This is a genomic window from Pseudomonas sp. HMWF021 (genome assembly GCF_003061005.1).
Classification (GTDB): Bacteria; Pseudomonadota; Gammaproteobacteria; order Pseudomonadales; family Pseudomonadaceae; genus Aquipseudomonas.
In genome coordinates this window covers 1-19,300 of sequence record NZ_QAIK01000094.1, presented here as the reverse complement: position 1 = coordinate 19,300, position 19,300 = coordinate 1, and the positions used below count along the sequence as shown (strand labels likewise).

General features: G+C 60.5%; 18 protein-coding genes and 4 tRNA genes. 16 read left to right on the top strand and 6 right to left on the bottom strand.

From position 1 onward, the window contains the following. Positions 1-2 precede the first annotated feature (2 nt). The gene (gene fkpB / locus DBR18_RS12320; protein ID WP_177482376.1) at positions 3-440 is read left to right on the top strand and encodes an FKBP-type peptidyl-prolyl cis-trans isomerase; all 438 of its coding nucleotides are present in this window, start codon (positions 3-5) and stop codon (positions 438-440) included. A gap of 187 nt (positions 441-627) precedes the next feature. After that, positions 628-1,572, top strand: a complete 945-nt coding sequence (ispH, locus tag DBR18_RS12315) for a 4-hydroxy-3-methylbut-2-enyl diphosphate reductase (protein ID WP_108590519.1) — start codon at positions 628-630, stop codon at positions 1,570-1,572. On the opposite strand, the gene DBR18_RS12310 is transcribed toward ispH, so the two are convergent. After that, positions 1,529-2,098 carry a GspH/FimT family protein gene (locus DBR18_RS12310; RefSeq protein WP_108590518.1) on the bottom strand — a complete coding sequence of 190 codons (570 nt, stop codon included), beginning with the start codon at positions 2,096-2,098 and terminating at the stop codon, positions 1,529-1,531. The genes ispH and DBR18_RS12310 overlap by 44 nt on opposite strands. A gap of 131 nt (positions 2,099-2,229) precedes the next feature. On the opposite strand from DBR18_RS12310, the gene DBR18_RS12305 reads away from it, so the two are divergent. The 7 genes from DBR18_RS12305 to thiO are packed head-to-tail and all read left to right on the top strand — an operon-like array spanning position 2,230 to position 8,991. Continuing rightward, positions 2,230-2,703 carry a GspH/FimT family pseudopilin gene (locus tag DBR18_RS12305; RefSeq protein ID WP_108590517.1) on the top strand — a complete coding sequence of 158 codons (474 nt, stop codon included), beginning with the start codon at positions 2,230-2,232 and terminating at the stop codon, positions 2,701-2,703. Then, a complete protein-coding gene (gene pilV / locus DBR18_RS12300; RefSeq protein ID WP_108590516.1) occupies positions 2,700-3,149 on the top strand; it encodes a type IV pilus modification protein PilV in 450 nt (149 codons plus the stop codon). Before DBR18_RS12305 ends, pilV begins: the two co-directional genes overlap by 4 nt. Next, positions 3,146-3,859, top strand: a complete 714-nt coding sequence (locus tag DBR18_RS12295) for a PilW family protein (RefSeq protein WP_108590515.1) — start codon at positions 3,146-3,148, stop codon at positions 3,857-3,859. Before pilV ends, DBR18_RS12295 begins: the two co-directional genes overlap by 4 nt. 10 nt (positions 3,860-3,869) lie before the next feature. Beyond that, positions 3,870-4,349 (top strand): PilX N-terminal domain-containing pilus assembly protein, encoded by a 480-nt coding sequence (locus DBR18_RS12290; RefSeq protein WP_108590514.1) that lies wholly within the window; start codon positions 3,870-3,872, stop codon positions 4,347-4,349. Next, on the top strand, positions 4,336-7,416 hold the full coding sequence (locus DBR18_RS12285) for a pilus assembly protein (protein WP_108590513.1): 3,081 nt from the start codon (positions 4,336-4,338) through the stop codon (positions 7,414-7,416). Before DBR18_RS12290 ends, DBR18_RS12285 begins: the two co-directional genes overlap by 14 nt. A 15-nt stretch (positions 7,417-7,431) precedes the next feature. Next, complete coding sequence (locus DBR18_RS12280; protein ID WP_108590512.1) at positions 7,432-7,833, top strand: type IV pilin protein; 402 nt, start codon at positions 7,432-7,434, stop codon at positions 7,831-7,833. Positions 7,834-7,890: 57 nt separating this feature from the next. After that, positions 7,891-8,991 carry a glycine oxidase ThiO gene (gene thiO / locus DBR18_RS12275; RefSeq protein WP_108590511.1) on the top strand — a complete coding sequence of 367 codons (1,101 nt, stop codon included), beginning with the start codon at positions 7,891-7,893 and terminating at the stop codon, positions 8,989-8,991. Between the two features lie 88 nt (positions 8,992-9,079). Here thiO and DBR18_RS12270 read toward each other — a convergent pair whose 3' ends face one another. The 4 genes from DBR18_RS12270 to DBR18_RS12255 all read right to left on the bottom strand — a co-directional run bounded on the left by DBR18_RS12270 (position 9,080) and on the right by DBR18_RS12255 (position 13,381). Continuing rightward, on the bottom strand, positions 9,080-10,426 hold the full coding sequence (locus DBR18_RS12270; protein ID WP_108590510.1) for a sigma-54 dependent transcriptional regulator: 1,347 nt from the start codon (positions 10,424-10,426) through the stop codon (positions 9,080-9,082). After that, the gene (locus DBR18_RS12265) at positions 10,423-12,012 is read right to left on the bottom strand and encodes a PAS domain-containing sensor histidine kinase (RefSeq protein WP_108590509.1); all 1,590 of its coding nucleotides are present in this window, start codon (positions 12,010-12,012) and stop codon (positions 10,423-10,425) included. The genes DBR18_RS12270 and DBR18_RS12265 overlap by 4 nt, the downstream gene beginning before the upstream one ends. Beyond that, positions 12,002-12,235, bottom strand: a complete 234-nt coding sequence (locus DBR18_RS12260; RefSeq protein WP_108590508.1) for a PP0621 family protein — start codon at positions 12,233-12,235, stop codon at positions 12,002-12,004. The genes DBR18_RS12265 and DBR18_RS12260 overlap by 11 nt, the downstream gene beginning before the upstream one ends. Positions 12,236-12,361: 126 nt before the next feature. After that, a complete protein-coding gene (locus DBR18_RS12255) occupies positions 12,362-13,381 on the bottom strand; it encodes an outer membrane protein assembly factor BamD (RefSeq protein WP_108590507.1) in 1,020 nt (339 codons plus the stop codon). A gap of 151 nt (positions 13,382-13,532) precedes the next feature. Here DBR18_RS12255 and rluD point away from each other — a divergent pair, with 151 nt between their 5' ends. The 7 genes from rluD (at position 13,533) to DBR18_RS12220 (ending at position 18,624) form a co-directional block, all read left to right on the top strand. Beyond that, positions 13,533-14,495 carry a 23S rRNA pseudouridine(1911/1915/1917) synthase RluD gene (gene rluD / locus DBR18_RS12250; protein WP_007963852.1) on the top strand — a complete coding sequence of 321 codons (963 nt, stop codon included), beginning with the start codon at positions 13,533-13,535 and terminating at the stop codon, positions 14,493-14,495. Beyond that, positions 14,492-15,214, top strand: coding sequence for a peptidoglycan editing factor PgeF (pgeF, locus tag DBR18_RS12245; RefSeq protein ID WP_108590506.1), 723 nt, complete (start codon positions 14,492-14,494; stop codon positions 15,212-15,214). Before rluD ends, pgeF begins: the two co-directional genes overlap by 4 nt. Before the next feature lie 131 nt (positions 15,215-15,345). Next, the gene (gene clpB, locus DBR18_RS12240) at positions 15,346-17,910 is read left to right on the top strand and encodes an ATP-dependent chaperone ClpB (protein WP_108590505.1); all 2,565 of its coding nucleotides are present in this window, start codon (positions 15,346-15,348) and stop codon (positions 17,908-17,910) included. A gap of 297 nt (positions 17,911-18,207) precedes the next feature. Beyond that, a tRNA-Asn gene (locus tag DBR18_RS12235) sits at positions 18,208-18,283 on the top strand. A 9-nt stretch (positions 18,284-18,292) separates the two neighbouring features. Beyond that, positions 18,293-18,369 (top strand) — tRNA-Pro (locus DBR18_RS12230). A 5-nt stretch (positions 18,370-18,374) separates the two neighbouring features. Beyond that, positions 18,375-18,450 (top strand) — tRNA-Lys (locus tag DBR18_RS12225). Positions 18,451-18,547: 97 nt separating this feature from the next. Then, positions 18,548-18,624: transfer RNA gene (locus DBR18_RS12220), tRNA-Pro, on the top strand. Between the two features lie 175 nt (positions 18,625-18,799). Here DBR18_RS12220 and DBR18_RS12210 read toward each other — a convergent pair. Continuing rightward, positions 18,800-19,300 (bottom strand): NAD(P)/FAD-dependent oxidoreductase (locus DBR18_RS12210; RefSeq protein WP_158275048.1); only part of this gene is annotated, 501 nt, incomplete at its 5' end.

Below are 19,300 nucleotides of genomic sequence, written 5' to 3'. Positions count from 1 at the left end.
TATTGGCTGAGCAACGCATCGGCCAGAACACGGAAGTCACTTTGCACTTTGCATTGCGCCTGGAGAACGGCGACACCGTCGACAGCACCTTCGACAAGGCCCCGGCGACCTTCAAGGTCGGCGACGGCAACCTGCTGCCGGGTTTCGAAGCGGCACTGTTCGGCTTCAAGGCCGGCGACAAGCGTACGCTGACCGTCGAGCCGGAAAACGCCTTCGGCCAGCCGAACCCGCAAAACGTACAGATCATCCCGCGCTCGCAGTTTGCCGACATGGAACTGTCGCCGGGTCTGCTGGTGATCTTCAACGATGCGGCCAATACTGAGTTGCCGGGTGTGGTGAAAGCGTTCGACGACGCGCAAGTGACCGTCGACTTCAATCATCCGCTGGCTGGCAAGACGCTGACCTTTGACGTCGAGATCATCAGCGTCAAAGCGATCTGAGTACATCGCAGAACAATGGTGGGAGCGGGCTTGCTCGCGAATGCTGACTGACATTCAACATAGACGTTGTCTGACACACTGCTTTCGCGAGCAAGCCCGCTCCCACATTGGATTTTTGCTGTATTTGAGCAATGTGCTCGATCAGCAGGACGTAAATTTATTTCGCGCGCAAGACACGAGGCACAGCATGCAAATCAAACTCGCCAACCCCCGTGGCTTCTGCGCCGGCGTGGACCGGGCGATCGAAATCGTCAACCGCGCCCTGGAAGTCTTCGGGCCGCCGATCTACGTGCGTCATGAAGTGGTGCACAACAAGTTCGTGGTCGAAGACCTGCGCAGTCGTGGCGCGATCTTCGTCGAGGAACTGGATCAGGTGCCGGACGACGTCATCGTTATCTTCAGTGCCCACGGCGTATCCCAGGCCGTGCGCAGCGAAGCCGCAGGCCGCGGCCTGAAGGTCTTCGACGCCACTTGTCCGCTGGTCACCAAGGTGCACATCGAAGTCGCCAAATACAGCCGCGACGGCCGTGAGTGCATCCTGATCGGCCACGCCGGTCACCCGGAAGTCGAAGGCACCATGGGCCAGTACGATGCCAGCAATGGCGGCGCGATCTACCTCGTCGAAGACGAGAAAGACGTGGCCGAACTGCAGGTGCGTAACCCGGAAAAACTGGCGTTCGTGACCCAGACCACCCTGTCGATGGACGACACCAGTCGTGTGATCGATGCCCTGCGCACACGTTTCCCGGCCATCGGTGGCCCGCGCAAGGACGACATCTGCTACGCCACGCAGAACCGTCAGGACGCGGTCAAGCAACTGGCTGACGAATGCGACGTGGTATTGGTGGTGGGCAGCCCGAACAGCTCCAACTCCAATCGCCTGCGGGAACTGGCCGAGCGCATGTCCACGCCGGCCTACCTGATCGACGGCGCCGAAGACCTGCAGAAGAGCTGGTTCGACGGTGTCGAGCGCATCGGCATCACCGCCGGGGCCTCCGCGCCGGAAGTGCTGGTGCGCGGCGTGATCCAGCAGTTGCAGGCGTGGGGCGCGACCGGTGCCGATGAGCTGGCCGGCCGCGAAGAGAACATCACGTTCTCGATGCCGAAAGAGCTGCGCGTGCGTTCGATCTGACGTTCTTCGTCTTCAGGCACAACGCCTGCTCAGCCTTTGCGCTGGTCAGGCGTACCCGACCGGTTGCCGCCAGCACCACCTGCAGCTGGCTGACCGGCTCGCGTGCCGAGCAGACATGTAACGTCCCTGCCTGAAACGCCCGCCCGGGCATCAGTGGTTGTCCCAGACTGCTGAATCGCACATAACGACTGACCAGCCAGTTGCCGACGATCGGTGTCCGCCCGTCGCTGGAATGCTCCATCAGTACAGGATTACTGCTGTCCTGCACCCCTTTGCCGCTGATATCCAGAATGATCCGCCAACCCTGACTCCAGTCGCCCTCGATGCCATGGATCACCACGCTCTGATTGCGCGTGATGGCTTGGGTGCGCGCGTTGCGAATGCCCTCGAGCAGTGACCGCGCCGCCAGATCGCGATGAGCCGACTCGGTGAAGGCGGCGAACGCCGGACTGACCAGCGATAGAACAATCGCGCCGATCGCCAGTCCCATAAGCAATTCGATCAGGCTGAAACCCTGTTGCGGCATGACAACTCCCTCCGTGGAGCATGAAGCCCGGCGCGATCCTTTTCGCCGGGCAGGGCAAATCAACCGACGCAGGCCGGTTGAATGTTCTAGTTTGTAGAAGCAGGTATAGCCGACGGCAACGGAGGGCATCGATGGATCATCGTACAAAAGGTTTCACGCTGCCCGAACTGCTGGCCGCGGTCGCCGTGCTGGTGATCCTCATCACCCTGGCAGTGCCGGGGTTCACCCGCTCGATCCAGAGCAGCAAGGCCGACACCGAAATGGGCGACCTGCAACGCGCCATCAACTATGCGCGGCTGGAGGCGATTGATCGCGGCGTGACCACACGCTTGCGCCCCAGCGCCGGTGGCAGCGTGTGGACCGGCGAGTTGTCGGTTTACGACGGTACTGGCACTTCGGCGAATGTATTGCGGGTTGTTCCAGCAATGAGCAGCGGCGCGACTCTGACGCTACCCTCAGGAGTGAGCGCACTGGATTTCAATAATCTGGGGGGGCTGGCGGCGCCGTCGACGGCGGTGGTCATCAGTTACGTGCTGGGAACGCAAAGCAGGACGCTGAACGTGTGTCTGAACGGACGAATTCAATCGGGTGGAAGTTGCGGATGAGGGCAGGGAGCAAACAGGCACAGGAGGGCATGTCGCTGATCGAGGTATTGGTCGCGTTGCTGATTCTGACCGTCGGCATATTGGGCGCGGCAGCCGTTCAGGTGAATGCACTGAAATATACCGACAGCTCGCGGATGACCAGTCAGGCGAGTTTCATCGCCTACGACATGATGGACCGCATCCGCGCCAATTCCGCTGCCGATTACACGGTGACGCCGCCGACTTCGGGCAACCTCAGTGTCGCCCGCGATCAGGACCTCTACGATTTCACCACCAACATCGTCAATTTTGGCGGGCCGACCGCCACCGGCACGATCACCCTCAATCAGCGGGTGTACACCATCACCATCAACTGGAATGACTCGCGGGCGGCGAATGCCACCGGCACCACGCGCAATTTTGTCCTGAGCAGTCGCGCCACAGTCGATCCGGTGGCCACGCCATGAAGCATTACAGCCGTGGTTTCGGCCTGATCGAAATGCTCATCGCCCTGGCACTGGGGCTGATCATCGTACTTGGAGTGGTGCAGACATTTCTGGCCGCAAAAAACACTTACGTCAGTCAGAACACCGCTGCAGCCATGCAGGAAGACGCGCGCTTCGTCCTGAGCAAGATGATTCAGGAGCTGCGCATGGTTGGCATGTTCGGCTGTCTGGGCACGATTACCGACGCGAGCTCGGCAGGGGATTTCAATGCGGCGCAGATCACCCCGATCAGTTGGGACAACAGCAACCTCAAGCTGACGCTGGTTACCGCCGACGTCGGCGGCAGTGGCGGCACACCGACCTGGACGGTGGTTTCCGATTGTCGCAACAGCGCCACGGCTTACACCGGGTCGCGCGCTGCGGCGAGCGGGCAGATCGCCTTTCCGATCCGTCGGTTGATCTACAGCTTCAGCAACAACCAGATTCTCATGGGCACCGGCAGCGGCACGCCGACCCAACAGGTGTTGGTGAACAACGTCAGTGCGTTCACCGTGATGTTTGGCCTGGCGACGTCCGCCACCGATGTCGCGGCGTCCTCCTACAGCGCCAATCCCAGCGATCCGGCGCGCATCCGCAGTGTGCGACTGAGCCTGACCCTTGCCGACCCGAACAACCGGGTGGCCAATCAAACCTTCAACGTGGTTGCCGCTTTGCGCAACCGCTTGCAGTGAGGGCCGGCCGATGAGGATCACGTTCAACCAGAGGCAAACCCAGCGCGGCATGGTGTTGCTGGTCAGTCTGGTGTTTCTGTTGGTGCTGACACTGGTCGGACTGTCGTCGATGCAGAGCGCCAACCTGCAGGAAAAAATGGCCGGCAGTGTCAGTCTGCGCAATCAGTCATTCCAGACTGCCGAAGCGGCATTGCGCATTGGCGAGAGTGCGGTGCAGCTCGACAGCTATTCGCTGGCCGTGTGCGCGAGCACCACCCAGTGCGCGCCGCCGGCGGAGTCTTTGGTGGTCAGCGCGGCGGGGCTCAACTCGACCTCGGGGGTGACCTGGATCGCCGCCGGCAACGGTTTTTATGGAGTGCAGAACATCGGCACCACCCTGACCGCAGTCAACGTGCCGAGCAACACCTCGGCGACCCTGTATCGAGTGACCGCAGTCGGTATCGCCGGCACTTCGCGCAGCGTGGTGGAGAGCGTCTATGCGAAGTATTGAGCGCTGCCGGACGCTATTGACGGGGATGCTGCTGGGTTTGTATCTGGCAGCGCCGGCGTATGCGTTCACGCCGTCCGATTCGCCACTGCTGAGCGCGGCAGCGGTGCCGCCCAACGTGATGCTGCTGATCGATGATTCGGGCAGCATGAACAGCATCATTTATGCGGCGGGCTTCGATCCGAGCGTCACGCGCACACCGGCCCGGCAGTGTAATGCGTTGCTCGGGCTGTGCCTGAGTTCGACAGCGATCACCGGCGATCCGGTGTTTCTGTCAAACCTGCCGACTGCCGGTTGCTCCGGCGGTGCCTTTGCGTTCTACAACAACAGCCTGGTGCCGCAATGCCTGAAGCTGCCGGACCCGGTCGGCAATGGCAATACCCGCTACACCGGAGACTACATCGCTTATCTGGTGGGGCTGGCGAACGGCAGCAACCGCGACTTCACCACCGGATCCATCCCCAACGACTACCGGATCAACGTGGCGCGCAACGTATCCACCGCGCTGGTCACCAGCAACCGTACCTTGCGCATGGGGCTGTCGACCTTCAATCCGGTCACCAACAACAACCCCGGCAACGGCGGTTACATCGCCCGCGCCATCAGCGACCTGTCGCCGGTGTCCGGCAGCGTGACCCAGGCGCAGGCCGACGCCAACTACAACGCACTGATTTCCTCGATCAACGCCCTGGGCGCCGTGGCCAACACGCCGCTGGCAGAAACCTACTACGAAATCACCCGCTACATGCGCGGGATGGCGCCGTACTACAACAGCACACCGGCCACCTATACCAGCCCGATCCAGTACCGCTGCCAGAAGAACTACGGCGTGGTGATCACCGACGGTCTGCCGACCTACGATCGCACCTTCCCGACCAACGATCCGCTGGGCGGCAGTCGGTTGCCGAACTGGGATGGCATCAACAATGACGGCAACAACCTCAATGGCGACAACGAAGGGGACACGTTGTACCTGGACGACATTGCCAAATTCGCCTTCGATATCGACATGCGTTCGACGGGGACTGACGCCGCAGGCAAAAGCTGGAACGCCGTGGATTTTCCCAAGCAGAACATGAATACCTACACCGTCGGTTTCACTGCCGACAACGACATGCTTTCGGATGCTGCTGCGTACGGACAAGGCAAGTATTACCAGGCCACCGACAGCGCCGGTCTCAACACCGCGTTGTCCTCGGCCTTGAGCGACATCACCTCCAAGGCCGGCTCCGGGGGCAGCGGGGTCACCAGCGGCACCACGCTGGCCAGTGGCACCAGTTATTTCCAGACCAGCTACGACCCCAAGGACTGGCGCGGCACGATCAAATCCTTCGGCTTCACCTCGGCCGGCGCGGTGAATACTTCGACAGCCCTGTGGACCACCGACACCACCATAGTTCCGGGCGCCACTGCTCCAACCTATCAATCGTGGAACACCACCAGCAACGCCGCGGTCACCCTGGCCTATGGCAACTTTTCCGCAGCCCAGCAGACCACGCTGAGCCAGAGCCTGCCCACGGGGATCAGCGGCAGCGATCTGGTGGAGTGGAGCAAGGGCACCAACAAGACCGGGCTCAAAGTGCGCAGCGTATTGCTTGGCGACATCATCAACTCGCCGCTGGTGTTGGCTTCGCCCAGCGATAAAACCGCTTCCGACCTCTCGGGTGACACCACTTACACCACGTACCTGACCACCAAAGCGGCGAACATGAATTCGAGTCTGGTGGTGAATGCCAACGACGGTTTCGTCAACGTGATCAACTCGGCCAACGGCACCCGGCGCTATGCCTACATGCCGTCCAGCGTGTTGCCGTCGCTGCGGCTGATTGCGGATCCGGCTTACATCAATGGCGTCAGCCACAAGTTTCTGGTGGACGGCCAGGTTGGCGTATATGACGCGCAACTCAACAGTGCCTGGAAAACCCTGGCCATCGGCGGCACCGGTGCCGGCGGCAAAACGTTCTACGCGCTGCAACTGTTCGACGCGTCCGCAGGCAATGTGCTCAATGCCTTGTGGGAAGTCAGCGCGCCCGCCACGGCGAACACCGCCAACGCATTCAATGATCTGGGTTACGCCTATGCGCGGCCGGAAGTGGCACGCTTGGCCGATGGTCGCTGGGCGGCGTTCATCGCCAATGGCTATGGCAGCAACTCCGGTGTGGCGGCGTTGTATGTACTGGATGTGCGTGACGGCTCGCTGATCAAGAAAATCGTGATCGACAGCACTGAAACCATCAATGGCCTGTCGTCGGTGAAGCTCAAGGTCAATTCGTCGAACGTGGTGCAGGCCGCTTATGGCGGTGATCTGAAAGGGCGTCTGTGGAAATTCGACCTCAGCGCGACGTCGACTGACAGCTGGGGTGTAGCGTTCTCCGGCAAGCCACTGTTTACCACGGCGGGCGGGGCGACCCAGCCGATCACCGCGCAGCCGCTGCTGGCGGACAATTCGCTGGGGGGCAAACAGATCTTCGTCGGCACCGGCAAATTCAACGAGACCGCCGACAAGACCAACAAGGATTTGCAGGCGTTCTACTCGGTATGGGATGCCGACGGCGGTTCCGGGCAGTTGACCGTCAGCAGTCTGCAGGCTCAGGCAGTGACCGGGGTATTCTCCGGCAGCACCGGGCAGTTCATCACCACCAGCCAGAACGACACGACTTATCCGGGGGAGAAGGGCTGGTATCTGCCGCTGGTGTACAACAACGTGCTGACCGGTGAACGGGTGATCAATCAGGCGAGCCTGGTGCTTGGGCGTATCGTATTTACCACCGCCAGTGTCGACACCACCGACCCGTGCGCCAGTTTCGGCACCGGTAAACTGGTCGAACTCGATGCGTTCAGCGGTAAGATGCTCAACTATGCGGTGCTCGATACCAACGCCGATGGTGTGGTCGACAGCAACGACACGATTTCCAGCGGCGTGGTGTTCACCGGCGGGATTCCGACCCTGAACGCCATCGTCAACGGTGCGACGCGCAAGATCGTCAACGATTCCAGTGGCACCGTGACCACGCTGGTGGAAAAATCCGGCGGCGGCAGCCGTCGTATCATGTGGCGACAAATACAGTAAGTGAGAGTTTGAGGCATGCGCAGAGTCAACCGGGGCTTCACCCTGATCGAAATCATGATCGTGATTGCGATCATCGGGATCATCATCACTATCGCCGCACCGAGCTACACCGAATACCTGAAAAAGGGCCGGCGCGGCGAAGTGGTGTCGCTGCTCTCGGAGCAGGCGCAGATCCTCGAGCGCTTCTACACCAAAAACAATGTCTACACCGGTATCACCGGGCTGAGCACGGGCAATGATTTCTACACCATCACCCCGACGATCGCCGACCAGACCTTTCTGCTGACCGCCACGCGCAAGGCCGGCACCACCATGGCGACCGACAAGTGCGGGGATTTCACCCTGACCAACACTGGCGTCAGGAGCATGAACAACGCTACCACCGGGCTGACCACCAAGGATTGCTGGGGCCGCTGAGGTACTTTCTTCAGGGCGCCTTTTGCGCCCACTGTCTTTTTTACGGTTGGATCAAACATGACCAGGCAACAGCAAGTGGTGATTGTCGGTGGCGGGGTGATTGGCCTGCTGACCGCCTACAACCTCGCCTCCGAAGTTCGCAGCGTGGTGCTGCTGGATCGCTCGAATGTCGGCCAGGAGTCGTCCTGGGCCGGCGGCGGTATCGTTTCGCCGCTGTACCCGTGGCGCTACAGCCCGGCGGTCACCGCGCTGGCGCATTGGTCGCAGGATTTTTATCCACAGCTCGGTGAGCGGCTGTTTGCTGATACCGGCGTTGATCCCGAAGTGCACACCACCGGCCTGTACTGGCTGGATCTGGACGATGAAGCCGAGGCACTGGCCTGGGCTGCGCGGGAGAACCGCCCGCTGCGGGCTGTGGATATCTCGGCGGCGCACGACGCGGTGCCGGTGTTGGGCGGCGGTTTCTCACGGGCGATCTACATGGCCGATGTGGCCAACGTGCGTAACCCGCGCCTGGTCAAATCGTTGAAAGCCGCTCTGCTGGCGCTGCCGAACGTGACCCTTCACGAGCAATGTGAAGTCAGCGGGTTCGTTCGCGAAGGCGAGCGGGTAGTGGGCGTCGAGACGTCCAAGGGCTTGATCAGCGGCGATCAGGTGGTGCTGACAGCCGGGGCCTGGAGCGGTGATTTGCTCAAGACCCTGGACCTGACGCTGCCGGTGGAGCCGGTCAAGGGGCAGATGATTCTCTACAAGTGTGCGGCGGATTTTCTGCCGAGCATGGTGTTGGCCAAGGGGCGTTATGCGATTCCGCGTCGCGACGGGCACATCCTGATCGGCAGTACGCTGGAGCATGAAGGCTTCGACAAGACCCCGACCGATGTGGCGCTGGAGAGTCTCAAGGCTTCGGCGGTCGAGCTGTTGCCGGCGCTGGCGGATGCCGAGGTGGTAGGGCATTGGGCGGGTTTGCGTCCGGGGTCGCCCGAAGGGATTCCGTATATCGGCCGGGTGCCGGGGTTTGAGGGTTTGTGGCTGAACTGCGGGCATTACCGCAACGGCCTGGTGCTGGCGCCGGCGTCGTGTCAGTTGTTTGTCGATGTGATGCTGGGGCGGGCGCCGATTATTGATCCGGCGCCTTATGCGCCAGAGGGGCGCATCTAAGCAAAAGCAAAAGATCGCAGCCTGCGGCAGCTCCTACAGGAATCGCATTCCAATGTAGGAGCTGCCGCAGGCTGCGATCTTTTAAGACTCAATCCAAACCGAGTTTTTTCAGCCGATAACGCATCGACCGAAACGACAGACTCAACCGCTGCGCCGCCGCCGTACGATTCCAGCGGGTTTCCTCCAGCGCCTGCAGGATCAGCTTGCGCTCGACGTTCTCCAGATAGTCCTCAAGATTGTCGATCTGCGTCAGGTCGGCAATACCGCCCTCGACCGCGCAATTGCCTTCGCTGAGACGTAAGTCCGCGGCCTCGATCAACTGGTTTTCACACAACGTGTGCGCCCGTTCAAGGACGTTTTCCAGCTCCCGCACATTCCCCGGAAAACGGTAACTCTTCAGCGCATCCAGCGCTTGCGGATGCAGGCGGGCAGCCCGTTGGCCGCTGCCGCTGGCCAGCCGCTGGAGCATGTGCCCCGCCAGTACTTCGATGTCGTCGCGCCGCTCGCGCAGGGATGGAACGCGCAATTCGATCACGTTCAAGCGGTAATACAGATCCTGACGAAAGCGCTCGGCAGCGACTTCGGCTTCCAGGTCCTTGTGGGTGGCGCAGAGAATGCGCACATCGACCACCGCTTCCTGCTGGCCACCGACGCTGCGCACGGCTTTTTCCTGAATTGCGCGCAGCAGTTTGACCTGCATCGACAACGGCAGATCGGCCACCTCATCAAGAAACAGGGTGCCGCCGTGGGCAGCCTGGAACAACCCCGGTTTGTCCTCGACCGCACCGGTGAAGCTGCCTTTGCGATGACCGAAAAATTCGCTTTCCATCAATTCGGACGGGATCGCCCCGCAGTTGACCGGCACAAACGGCTTGCTGGCCCGTGGCCCCTGTTCGTGGATCAGCCGCGCGACCAGCTCTTTGCCGCTGCCCGATTCGCCGCTGATATAGACCGGTGCCTGGCTGCGCGCGAGTTTGTCGATCTGTTTGCGCAGATCGCGCATGGGCTGCGAGTCGCCCAGCAGGCGCCGATCTATCGACGTGCCGGCGCCACCCACCGCCGGCATGCGCAATGCGGTGCTGACCAGTTCGCGCAGGCGCGCGAGATCCACCGGTTTGGTGAGAAAGTCGAAAGCTCCGGCCTTCAAGGCGTTGATCGCGGTTTCCAGGCTGCCGTAGGCGGTGATCATCGCCACCGGCAGTTGTGGATAACGCTGCTGGATGTGCTGCACCAGGTCCAGCCCCGTGCCGTCGGGCAGGCGCATGTCGGTCAGGCACAGGTCGAACGCATTGCGCTGTAACAACGCTTGCGCTTCGCCAAGATTGCGTGCGCTGAAGGTGTCGAGTTTCATCCGTCCCAGGGTGATTTCCAGGAGTTCGCGGATATCCGGCTCGTCGTCGACGATGAGGATTTTTTGCCGTGGGCTCGTGTTCAACTTTGTTTCCGTCCGTGAGCAAAGGTGATGCGAAAGCAGCCGCCGCCTTGGCGTGGTTTGAAGTCTAGGCGTGCCTGGTTGCTTTCGCACAGCTCACGGGACAGATAAAGCCCAAGGCCGGTGCCTTGGCTACTGGTGGTGAAGAACGGTTCGAACAGATGCGACTGCTGATCGGGCGGCACTCCGGGGCCGTTATCCTGAATTTCAAGTACGGCCAGCTGGCTGTCAGGATCGATGAACAGCGCCAGCCAGACTTCGGCCTGCTCATGCAGCAGGGCGCTGTGTCGCCAGCCATTGCGTAACAGATTGTCGAGAATCTGCGTGAGCTGGTCGGGATCCATCAGGGTGATGAAGTCCCCGGAGTTGATGCGCAGATGAATCAACTGTCGATCGGTGGCCTGTTCGCGGCTCTCGGCAACGAAGTGTTCCAGCCACGGCTTGAGATCCAGGCGCTGCGGGGCACTTTGCTGGCGACGCGACAGTTGCAGGACATTTTCGATGACTCGGTTCATGCGCTGGGAGTGGTCTTGAATGATCTGTGTCAGACGCCGATCCGCACCATCGAGTTCCTCGGACTCGCCCAGCAGCTGCGCAGCGTGGCTGATGGCGCCCAGCGGATTGCGGATTTCATGGGAGATGCCAGCGGTCAGGCGCCCGAGCGCGGCCAGTTTGAGTTGCTGGGCCTGCTGGGCGATTTGTGCGAGATCTTCGAGAAACACCAGGGTTTGCTGGTTGGGGCTTTGTTCGAGGGCGATGAAATTCGGTTGCAGTTCCAGCCCGTTGCCGGGAATCTTCAGACTCTGGGGGCGCAGGGTCGGGTTGCTCAGCCACAGTTGCAGACGCTCGACCAATGCCGGCGAATGGTCACTGATCAAATGACCTTCAAGATGCGACTGGGCCAACAGGTTTTTTGCGCCGTGATTGGCCAGTTGCACTCGCAGCTGTTCGTCGAGCACCAGTATGCCGGTGCGCATGCGTTGCAGAATCAGGGCGTTGAGGGCTTCAAGGCTGGTGACTTCGCTGGCGCGCTGTTCGGCGAGGTGTTCGCTGACTTCCAGACGCCGAACCAGGCCCTGAACCAGCAGCGATGCGGTAAAGCACAGCGCGCCGAGGGTCCCGGCTTGCAGATAGTCATTCGCGCTCAGGGGATGGCTGAAGCTCAGCAAAAAGCTTGAGCCGACAATGCCGAGTGCGCCGATGGCGGCAATCAGCAAGCCGATACGTCGGCGCAGTAACGTGTTGGCGATCGCCACCGAGACGATCAACAGATTGCCGATAGCGCTGGCCACGCCGCCCGCCGCATAGAACACACTGCACAGCAACAGCACATCGAGCAAAGCCAGCGTGAACAGCTGCGCCGGCCGCCGGGTGTTTTCCAGAAACACTACCAGCAGAATGTTCAGTACCAGATACAGCCAACTGCCGCTGCGCAGCAGCTCGTCATCGGCCGACGTCAGCAGGCGGTTGTCCATGTTGCTGGAGATCAGCAGCACCAGGGTGATGCCGACGCTCAAACGGTAGAGATGATAAAGGCGCAGCAGACGCTGAGCCTGTTTGCTGTCGGCGCTGGCGGCCTCAGCGATCACTGTTGCCCGGGCCTTGCTCAAGGTGAGCCTGGCTGCAATACCACTGTTTATCGAGGCTCAGCGCGCGGTCGCGGGGCAGGTGCACGCCGCAATGGGCACAACGCACCATTGGCGCGGCGTCCTGCTCGCGGTGCGATTGCGCCGATGAGGCAGGGGCCTTGAATTTACGCCACAGCCACACCGCAGCAAAAATCAGGACAATCCAGAACAGTAAACGAAGCATGATGGGCGGCTTTTCAACTAATGATCCGGCAGTTTAGCCAAGGAGTCGGCAGGCGCACAGACTATTAATTCCTGGCAATAAAAAAGGGAGATCCGCAGATCTCCCTTTTTTGTCCAGCCCGTGTGATCAGTCGAAGATACCGAAAGTCATGTAGCTGAACCACGAGCGGTCGTCGTTGTTGCCGGCGGCTTCGTGGGTTTCTTCGATCACTTCGCCGTTTTCGTCTTTAGGCTTGAGCTCGTTCGGGATCGCGTCTTTCGCGTCCTGGAACTGCTTCTGCACGTCCTGGTTGGCGCGGGTTTCTCCCGGCGGCAGCGGTGGACGCGACTCGATCAGGCCCAGAGTGGCCTTGCTCAGCCACGAACGGTTGTCGGCTTCGGCAACCGAAGGCACGAACTGACCGTCCTTCAGGCTTGGGTGGTTCGGGTAGTTGAGCTTCAGGGTTTCCAGGCTGGTGGCGGCCAGTTCGTCCAGGTGCAGACGCTGGTAAGCCTCGGTCATCACCGCCAGGCCGTCGCCGACCGATGGGGTTTCCTGGAAGTTTTCCACCACGTAACGGCCACGGTTGGCAGCAGCAACGTACGCCTGACGGGTCAGGTAGTAGTCGGCCACGTGGATTTCGTAGGCCGCCAGCAGGTTGCGCAGGTAGATCATGCGCTGCTTGGCGTCCGGCGCGTAGCGGCTGTTCGGGTAACGGCTGGTCAGCTGGGCGAACTCGTTGTAGGAGTCGCGGGCAGCACCCGGGTCACGCTTGGTCATGTCCAGCGGCAGGAAGCGCGCCAGCAGGCCGACGTCCTGGTCGAAAGAGGTCAGACCTTTCAAGTAGTACGCGTAATCCACGTTCGGATGCTGCGGATGCAAACGAATGAAACGCTCGGCGGCGGACTTTGCAGCTTCCGGCTCGGCGTTCTTGTAGTTGGCGTAGATCAGCTCCAGCTGCGCCTGATCGGCGTAGCGACCGAACGGATAACGCGACTCCAGGGCCTTCAGCTTGGCTGTGGCGCTGGTGTAGCTGTTGTTGTCCAGGTCAGTCTGAGCCTGCTGATACAGCTCGGCTTCGCTGAGGTTTTCGTCTACGACTTCCTTCGATGAGCAAGCAGCGGTCAATGCGAGGATGGCGATCAGCAGCAGGTGTTTCACTTGCATGGCGGCTTGCGTCCCTATGACGGCCGCTGTCTTGGGCGGGGCCGTCCTGTTATGATGAGCGCCCCGTTGAAAAGCCTCGGGGCAAAAGACGCCGTATTTAACCACAAGCGCGCAGCCGAAACCAAAGGCTGTGCCGACGCCCAGTCAGAGCATGTCCGATAAAATTGAACTTCGCGCAGAGGTGCCGTCCGATTTGGGCGGCCAACGCCTCGATCAAGTCGCCGCCCAACTCTTCGCTGAGCACTCACGCTCGCGCCTTTCCGCCTGGATCAAAGAAGGTCGCCTGACTGTGGACGGGGCGGTCATCCGCCCGCGCGACATCGTGCACGGCGGTGCCATCCTTGAGCTGACTGCCGAGCAGGAAGCCCAGGGCGAGTGGATCGCCCAGGACATCGAGCTCGACATCGTCTATGAAGACGACGACATCCTGGTGATCAACAAGCCTGCGGGCCTGGTGGTGCACCCGGCTGCCGGCCACGCCGATGGCACCTTGCTCAACGCCTTGCTGCACCACGTGCCGGACATCATCAATGTCCCGCGCGCCGGTATCGTGCATCGTCTGGACAAGGACACCACCGGTCTGATGGTCGTGGCCAAGACCATTCAGGCGCAGACCAAGCTCGTTGCCCAGCTGCAAAGCCGCAGCGTCAGCCGGATCTACGAGTGCATCGTGATCGGCGTGGTGACTGCCGGGGGCAAGATCAACGCCCCGATCGGTCGCCACGGCCAGCAGCGTCAGCGCATGGCAGTGATGGAGGGTGGCAAGCCCGCCGTCAGTCACTACCGCGTGCTGGAGCGTTTCCGTTCCCACACGCATGTGCGGGTCAAACTGGAAACCGGCCGCACCCACCAGATCCGTGTGCACATGTCGCACATCAACTTCCCGTTGGTCGGCGACCCGGCGTACGGCGGGCGTTTCCGCATTCCGCCTGCCGCGAACCCGACCATGGTCGAGTCGCTCAAGCACTTCCCGCGTCAGGCCCTGCACGCGCGCTTCCTTGAGCTGGATCATCCGACCACCGGTGAGCGCATGAGCTGGGAATCGCCGCTGCCAGAAGATTTCGTCTGGCTGCTGACCCTGCTCAAGCAGGATCGCGAGGCCTTCGTCGGATGAACTGGCTGACGCCGGACTGGCCTGCGCCGGCCAGCGTCAGGGCCTGTGTCACCACCCGCGAGGGTGGTGTCAGCGAGGCGCCGTTCGACAGCCTCAATCTGGGTGATCATGTCGATGATCGCCCGGAAGCAGTCGCCGAGAATCGTCGGCGTCTGACCGAACACTTCTCGATAAAGCCTGCCTGGTTGCAGCAAGTGCACGGAATTGCCGTGGCCCATGCTGATCCGGGCGTGGTTGCCACCGCTGACGCCAGTTGGACGACGACTCCCGGCATTGCCTGCACGGCGATGACCGCGGATTGTCTGCCGGCATTGTTCTGCAACCGTGCCGGTACTCGCGTCGCGGCGGCTCACGCCGGTTGGCGCGGGTTGGCGGCGGGCGTACTGGAAGCCACCCTCGACCATCTCGACACCGCTGCGGCGGACGTACTGGTCTGGCTCGGCCCGGCCATCGGCCCGAAAGCCTTCGAAGTCGGCCCGGAAGTACGGGAAGTCTTCGTCAATCAACTCCCCGAGGCGGCATCCGCCTTCGTCCCCAGCCACAATGCTGGCAAGTTCATGGCCGACATCTATCTGCTGGCGCGCCTGCGTCTGGCTGAACGCGGTGTCACTGCTGTTTATGGCGGCGGTTTCTGCACGGTGACCGACCCGCGCTTCTTTTCTTATCGCCGTGCGTCGCGCACTGGTCGATTCGCCTCCCTGGTCTGGCTCACCCGCTAGACTTGTCTGACTTGCATCAACGCTCCGACGCTTGAATCTTCCAGAATCGACCGCATCTACAGTGGTATCTGGCAGGTTTCTTTATTCAGGATGGTTTTCAGGTCCGGCCTGCTCAAAAGGAAGGTGACCCCATGCGTATAGACCGTTTAACCAGCAAGCTTCAATTGGCGTTGTCCGACGCCCAATCCCTGGCCGTCGGCCACGATCATCCGGCCATCGAGCCGGCACACTTGATGCAAGCCATGCTTGAACAGCAGGGTGGTTCGATCAAGCCTCTGCTGATGCAGGTAGGCTTCGACGTCAACAGCCTGCGTAAAGAGCTGACCAAAGAGCTCGACCAATTACCGAAAATCCAGAACCCGACCGGCGACGTCAACATGTCGCAGGATCTGGCGCGTCTGCTCAATCAGGCAGATCGTCTGGCCCAGCAGAAGGGTGACCAGTTCATTTCCAGTGAGCTGGTGCTGCTCGCCGCAATGGACGAGAACAGCAAGCTCGGCAAGCTGCTGCTTGGCCAGGGTGTGAGCAAGAAAGCCCTGGAGAACGCCATCAACAACCTGCGCGGTGGTGAGGCGGTGAATGACGCCAACCACGAAGAGTCGCGTCAGGCGCTGGACAAATACACCGTCGACCTGACCAAACGTGCCGAAGACGGCAAGCTCGACCCTGTTATCGGCCGTGACGACGAAATTCGCCGCACCATTCAGGTACTGCAACGTCGCACCAAGAACAACCCGGTGCTGATCGGTGAGCCTGGCGTGGGTAAAACCGCGATTGCCGAAGGTCTGGCCCAGCGCATCATCAACGGCGAAGTGCCGGACGGCCTCAAGGGCAAGCGTCTGCTGTCGCTGGACATGGGCGCACTGATTGCCGGTGCCAAGTATCGCGGTGAGTTCGAAGAACGCCTGAAAGCGCTGCTCAACGAGCTGTCGAAGCAGGAAGGGCAGATCATTCTGTTCATCGACGAACTGCACACCATGGTCGGCGCCGGTAAAGGCGAAGGCTCGATGGATGCCGGCAACATGCTCAAACCGGCACTGGCGCGCGGTGAACTGCACTGCGTCGGCGCAACCACGCTCAATGAGTACCGCCAATATATAGAGAAGGATGCGGCGCTTGAGCGGCGCTTCCAGAAAGTACTGGTGGACGAGCCGAGCGAAGAAGACACCATCGCCATCCTGCGTGGCCTCAAGGAGCGTTACGAGGTTCACCACAAAGTGGCGATCACCGACGGCGCGATCATCGCTGCGGCCAAGCTCAGCCATCGCTACATCACTGACCGGCAGTTGCCGGACAAGGCCATCGACCTGATCGACGAGGCCGCCAGCCGTATCCGCATGGAGATCGACTCCAAGCCGGAAGTGCTGGATCGTCTGGAACGTCGCCTGATTCAGTTGAAGGTGGAATCCCAGGCGCTGAAGAAAGAAAGCGATGAAGCGGCGATGAAACGCCTGGAAAAACTCCAGGAAGAAATCGTCCGACTCGAGCGTGAATACTCGGATCTGGAAGAAATCTGGAACTCGGAAAAAGCCGAGGTACAGGGTTCGGCGCAGATTCAGCAAAAGATCGAACAGTCGCGTCAGGAACTGGAAGCGGCGCGCCGTAAAGGCGATCTCAACCGCATGGCCGAATTGCAGTACGGGGTGATCCCGGATCTGGAACGCAGCCTGCAGATGGTCGACCAGCACGGCAAGAGCGAAAACCAGTTGCTGCGCAGCAAGGTGACCGAAGAGGAAATTGCCGAAGTCGTTTCGAAGTGGACCGGTATTCCGGTTTCGAAAATGCTTGAAGGCGAGCGCGACAAGCTGATGAAGATGGAAAGCCTGTTGCATCAACGTGTGATCGGTCAGGACGAGGCGGTGGTGGCTGTGGCTAACGCGGTACGTCGCTCCCGTGCCGGGCTGGCGGATCCGAATCGTCCGAGCGGCTCGTTCATGTTCCTCGGCCCGACCGGTGTCGGTAAAACCGAGCTTTGCAAGGCATTGGCCGAATTCCTCTTTGATACTGAAGAGGCGATGGTGCGGATCGATATGTCCGAGTTCATGGAGAAACATTCCGTGGCACGGCTGATCGGTGCACCACCAGGCTACGTGGGCTACGAGGAGGGCGGTTACCTGACCGAAGCGGTACGCCGCAAGCCTTACTCGGTGATCCTGCTGGACGAGGTGGAGAAGGCGCACCCGGATGTGTTCAACATCCTGCTGCAAGTGCTGGAGGATGGCCGTCTGACCGACAGTCACGGGCGCACAGTGGATTTCCGCAATACCGTGATCGTCATGACCTCGAACCTCGGTTCGTCGCAGATCCAGGAGCTGGTGGGTGACCGTGAGGCGCAACGTGCAGCGGTGATGGACGCGCTGACCAGTCACTTCCGTCCGGAGTTCATCAACCGGGTCGACGAAGTGGTGATCTTCGAGCCATTGGCGCGGGATCAGATCGCGGGCATCACCGAGATCCAGCTGGGCCGTCTGCGCACTCGTCTGGCCGAGCGCGAGCTGAAGCTGGAACTGAGCCCGGAAGCGATGGACAAGTTGATTGCCGTTGGTTACGACCCGGTCTATGGCGCACGTCCACTCAAACGTGCGATCCAGCGCTGGATCGAAAACCCGTTGGCGCAGTTGATCCTGTCGGGGCATTTCCTGCCAGGCGACACGGCAACCGGCAAAGTGGTGAACGAGGAAATCGTTTTCGACTGAGCTGCAAAGCCAATGAAATAAGGAAGGCCTCGCTTTGCGAGGCCTTTTTTTCGTTAGGCTGTTGAACTCTAAGGAAAAGGCTTGTAAAGTGCGCCCCGCAGTCAGTCACCGGCAGCGTTTCAACCCACTGGGTTGAAAACTGAAATAAGTTGCAAATCATTAACTTGAAAGCAATTTAGGGGGTTGACAGAGGTGTTCTAGGTTGTAGAATAGCGCGCCTCAGACACACGAACGCAGCGATGCGAAAACGATGTCGAGAAGCTTCAAGTTTCACCGTTTTAAATTGAAATATGTAGTTCCGTGATAGCTCAGTCGGTAGAGCAAATGACTGTTAATCATTGGGTCCCAGGTTCGAGTCCTGGTCACGGAGCCAATTTCAAGCCGGGGTATAGCGCAGTCCGGTAGCGCGCCTGCTTTGGGAGCAGGATGTCAGGAGTTCGAATCCCCTTACCCCGACCATTTTTGGGTCGTTAGCTCAGTTGGTAGAGCAGTTGGCTTTTAACCAATTGGTCGTAGGTTCGAATCCCACACGACCCACCATTTTTGAAACCAGTTAACGCTGGGATCGAATCTTAAGATCAGAGGCCAAAAGCGCTGATCGAAGAAGGCGATCTTTGAAAGATCGCCTTTTTTTTACCGGGGTATAGCGCAGTCCGGTAGCGCGCCTGCTTTGGGAGCAGGATGTCAGGAGTTCGAATCCCCTTACCCCGACCATATTGAAAATCCTCGTATCGCAAGATACGGGGATTTTTTTTGCCTGCGAAAAACCTCGCCGCACCGCAGAAAAAAATGTGGGAGCGAGCTTGCTCGCGAAAGCGGTGTATCAGTCGACATGAATGTTGAATGATACGACCCCTTCGCGAGCAAGCCCGCTCCCACCGTTTTTAAATCAATGCAGCTTCAAGCGTGGCTCGGTGCCGCGACCGATCTTGCTGCCCAGCATCAGCATCGCCGTGCGGAACGCACCGTACAGCGCCATCTGGTGCATGCGGTACAGCGACACGTAGAACATCCGCGCCAGCCAGCCCTCCAGCATTACGCTGCCGGTCAGGTTGCCCATCAAGTTACCCACAGCCGAGAAGCGCGACAGCGAGATCAGCGAGCCGTAGTCGGTGTACTTGTACTCCGGCAGGGTCTTGCCCTCGATGCGCAGTTTCAGCGATTTGGCCAGCAGCGATGCCTGTTGGTGCGCCGCTTGTGCACGGGGCGGCACGTTGCGATCCGAGCCGGGCTGCGGGCACGCCGCGCAATCGCCGAAGGCGAAGATGTTTTCATCGCGGGTGGTCTGCAGCGTCGGCAACACTTGCAGCTGATTGATGCGGTTGGTTTCCAGACCGTCGATGTCCTTGAGGAAACCCGGTGCGCGAATACCCGCTGCCCAGACTTTCAG

Bases quoted from the DNA above. Each gene is read 5' to 3' on its own strand.
- DBR18_RS12280 (WP_108590512.1), top strand. From the start codon at position 7,432: ATGCGCAGAGTCAACCGGGGCTTCACCCTGATCGAAATCATGATCGTG.
- pgeF (WP_108590506.1), top strand. From the start codon at position 14,492: ATGAACTGGCTGACGCCGGACTGGCCTGCGCCGGCCAGCGTCAGGGCC.
- DBR18_RS12260 (WP_108590508.1), bottom strand. From the start codon at position 12,235: ATGCTTCGTTTACTGTTCTGGATTGTCCTGATTTTTGCTGCGGTGTGG.
- DBR18_RS12290 (WP_108590514.1), top strand. From the start codon at position 3,870: ATGAGGATCACGTTCAACCAGAGGCAAACCCAGCGCGGCATGGTGTTG.
- rluD (WP_007963852.1), top strand. From the start codon at position 13,533: ATGTCCGATAAAATTGAACTTCGCGCAGAGGTGCCGTCCGATTTGGGC.
- DBR18_RS12295 (WP_108590515.1), top strand. From the start codon at position 3,146: ATGAAGCATTACAGCCGTGGTTTCGGCCTGATCGAAATGCTCATCGCC.
- DBR18_RS12255 (WP_108590507.1), bottom strand. From the start codon at position 13,381: ATGCAAGTGAAACACCTGCTGCTGATCGCCATCCTCGCATTGACCGCT.
- DBR18_RS12285 (WP_108590513.1), top strand. From the start codon at position 4,336: ATGCGAAGTATTGAGCGCTGCCGGACGCTATTGACGGGGATGCTGCTG.
- DBR18_RS12310 (WP_108590518.1), bottom strand. From the start codon at position 2,098: ATGCCGCAACAGGGTTTCAGCCTGATCGAATTGCTTATGGGACTGGCG.
- ispH (WP_108590519.1), top strand. From the start codon at position 628: ATGCAAATCAAACTCGCCAACCCCCGTGGCTTCTGCGCCGGCGTGGAC.
- thiO (WP_108590511.1), top strand. From the start codon at position 7,891: ATGACCAGGCAACAGCAAGTGGTGATTGTCGGTGGCGGGGTGATTGGC.
- pilV (WP_108590516.1), top strand. From the start codon at position 2,700: ATGAGGGCAGGGAGCAAACAGGCACAGGAGGGCATGTCGCTGATCGAG.
- clpB (WP_108590505.1), top strand. From the start codon at position 15,346: ATGCGTATAGACCGTTTAACCAGCAAGCTTCAATTGGCGTTGTCCGAC.
- DBR18_RS12305 (WP_108590517.1), top strand. From the start codon at position 2,230: ATGGATCATCGTACAAAAGGTTTCACGCTGCCCGAACTGCTGGCCGCG.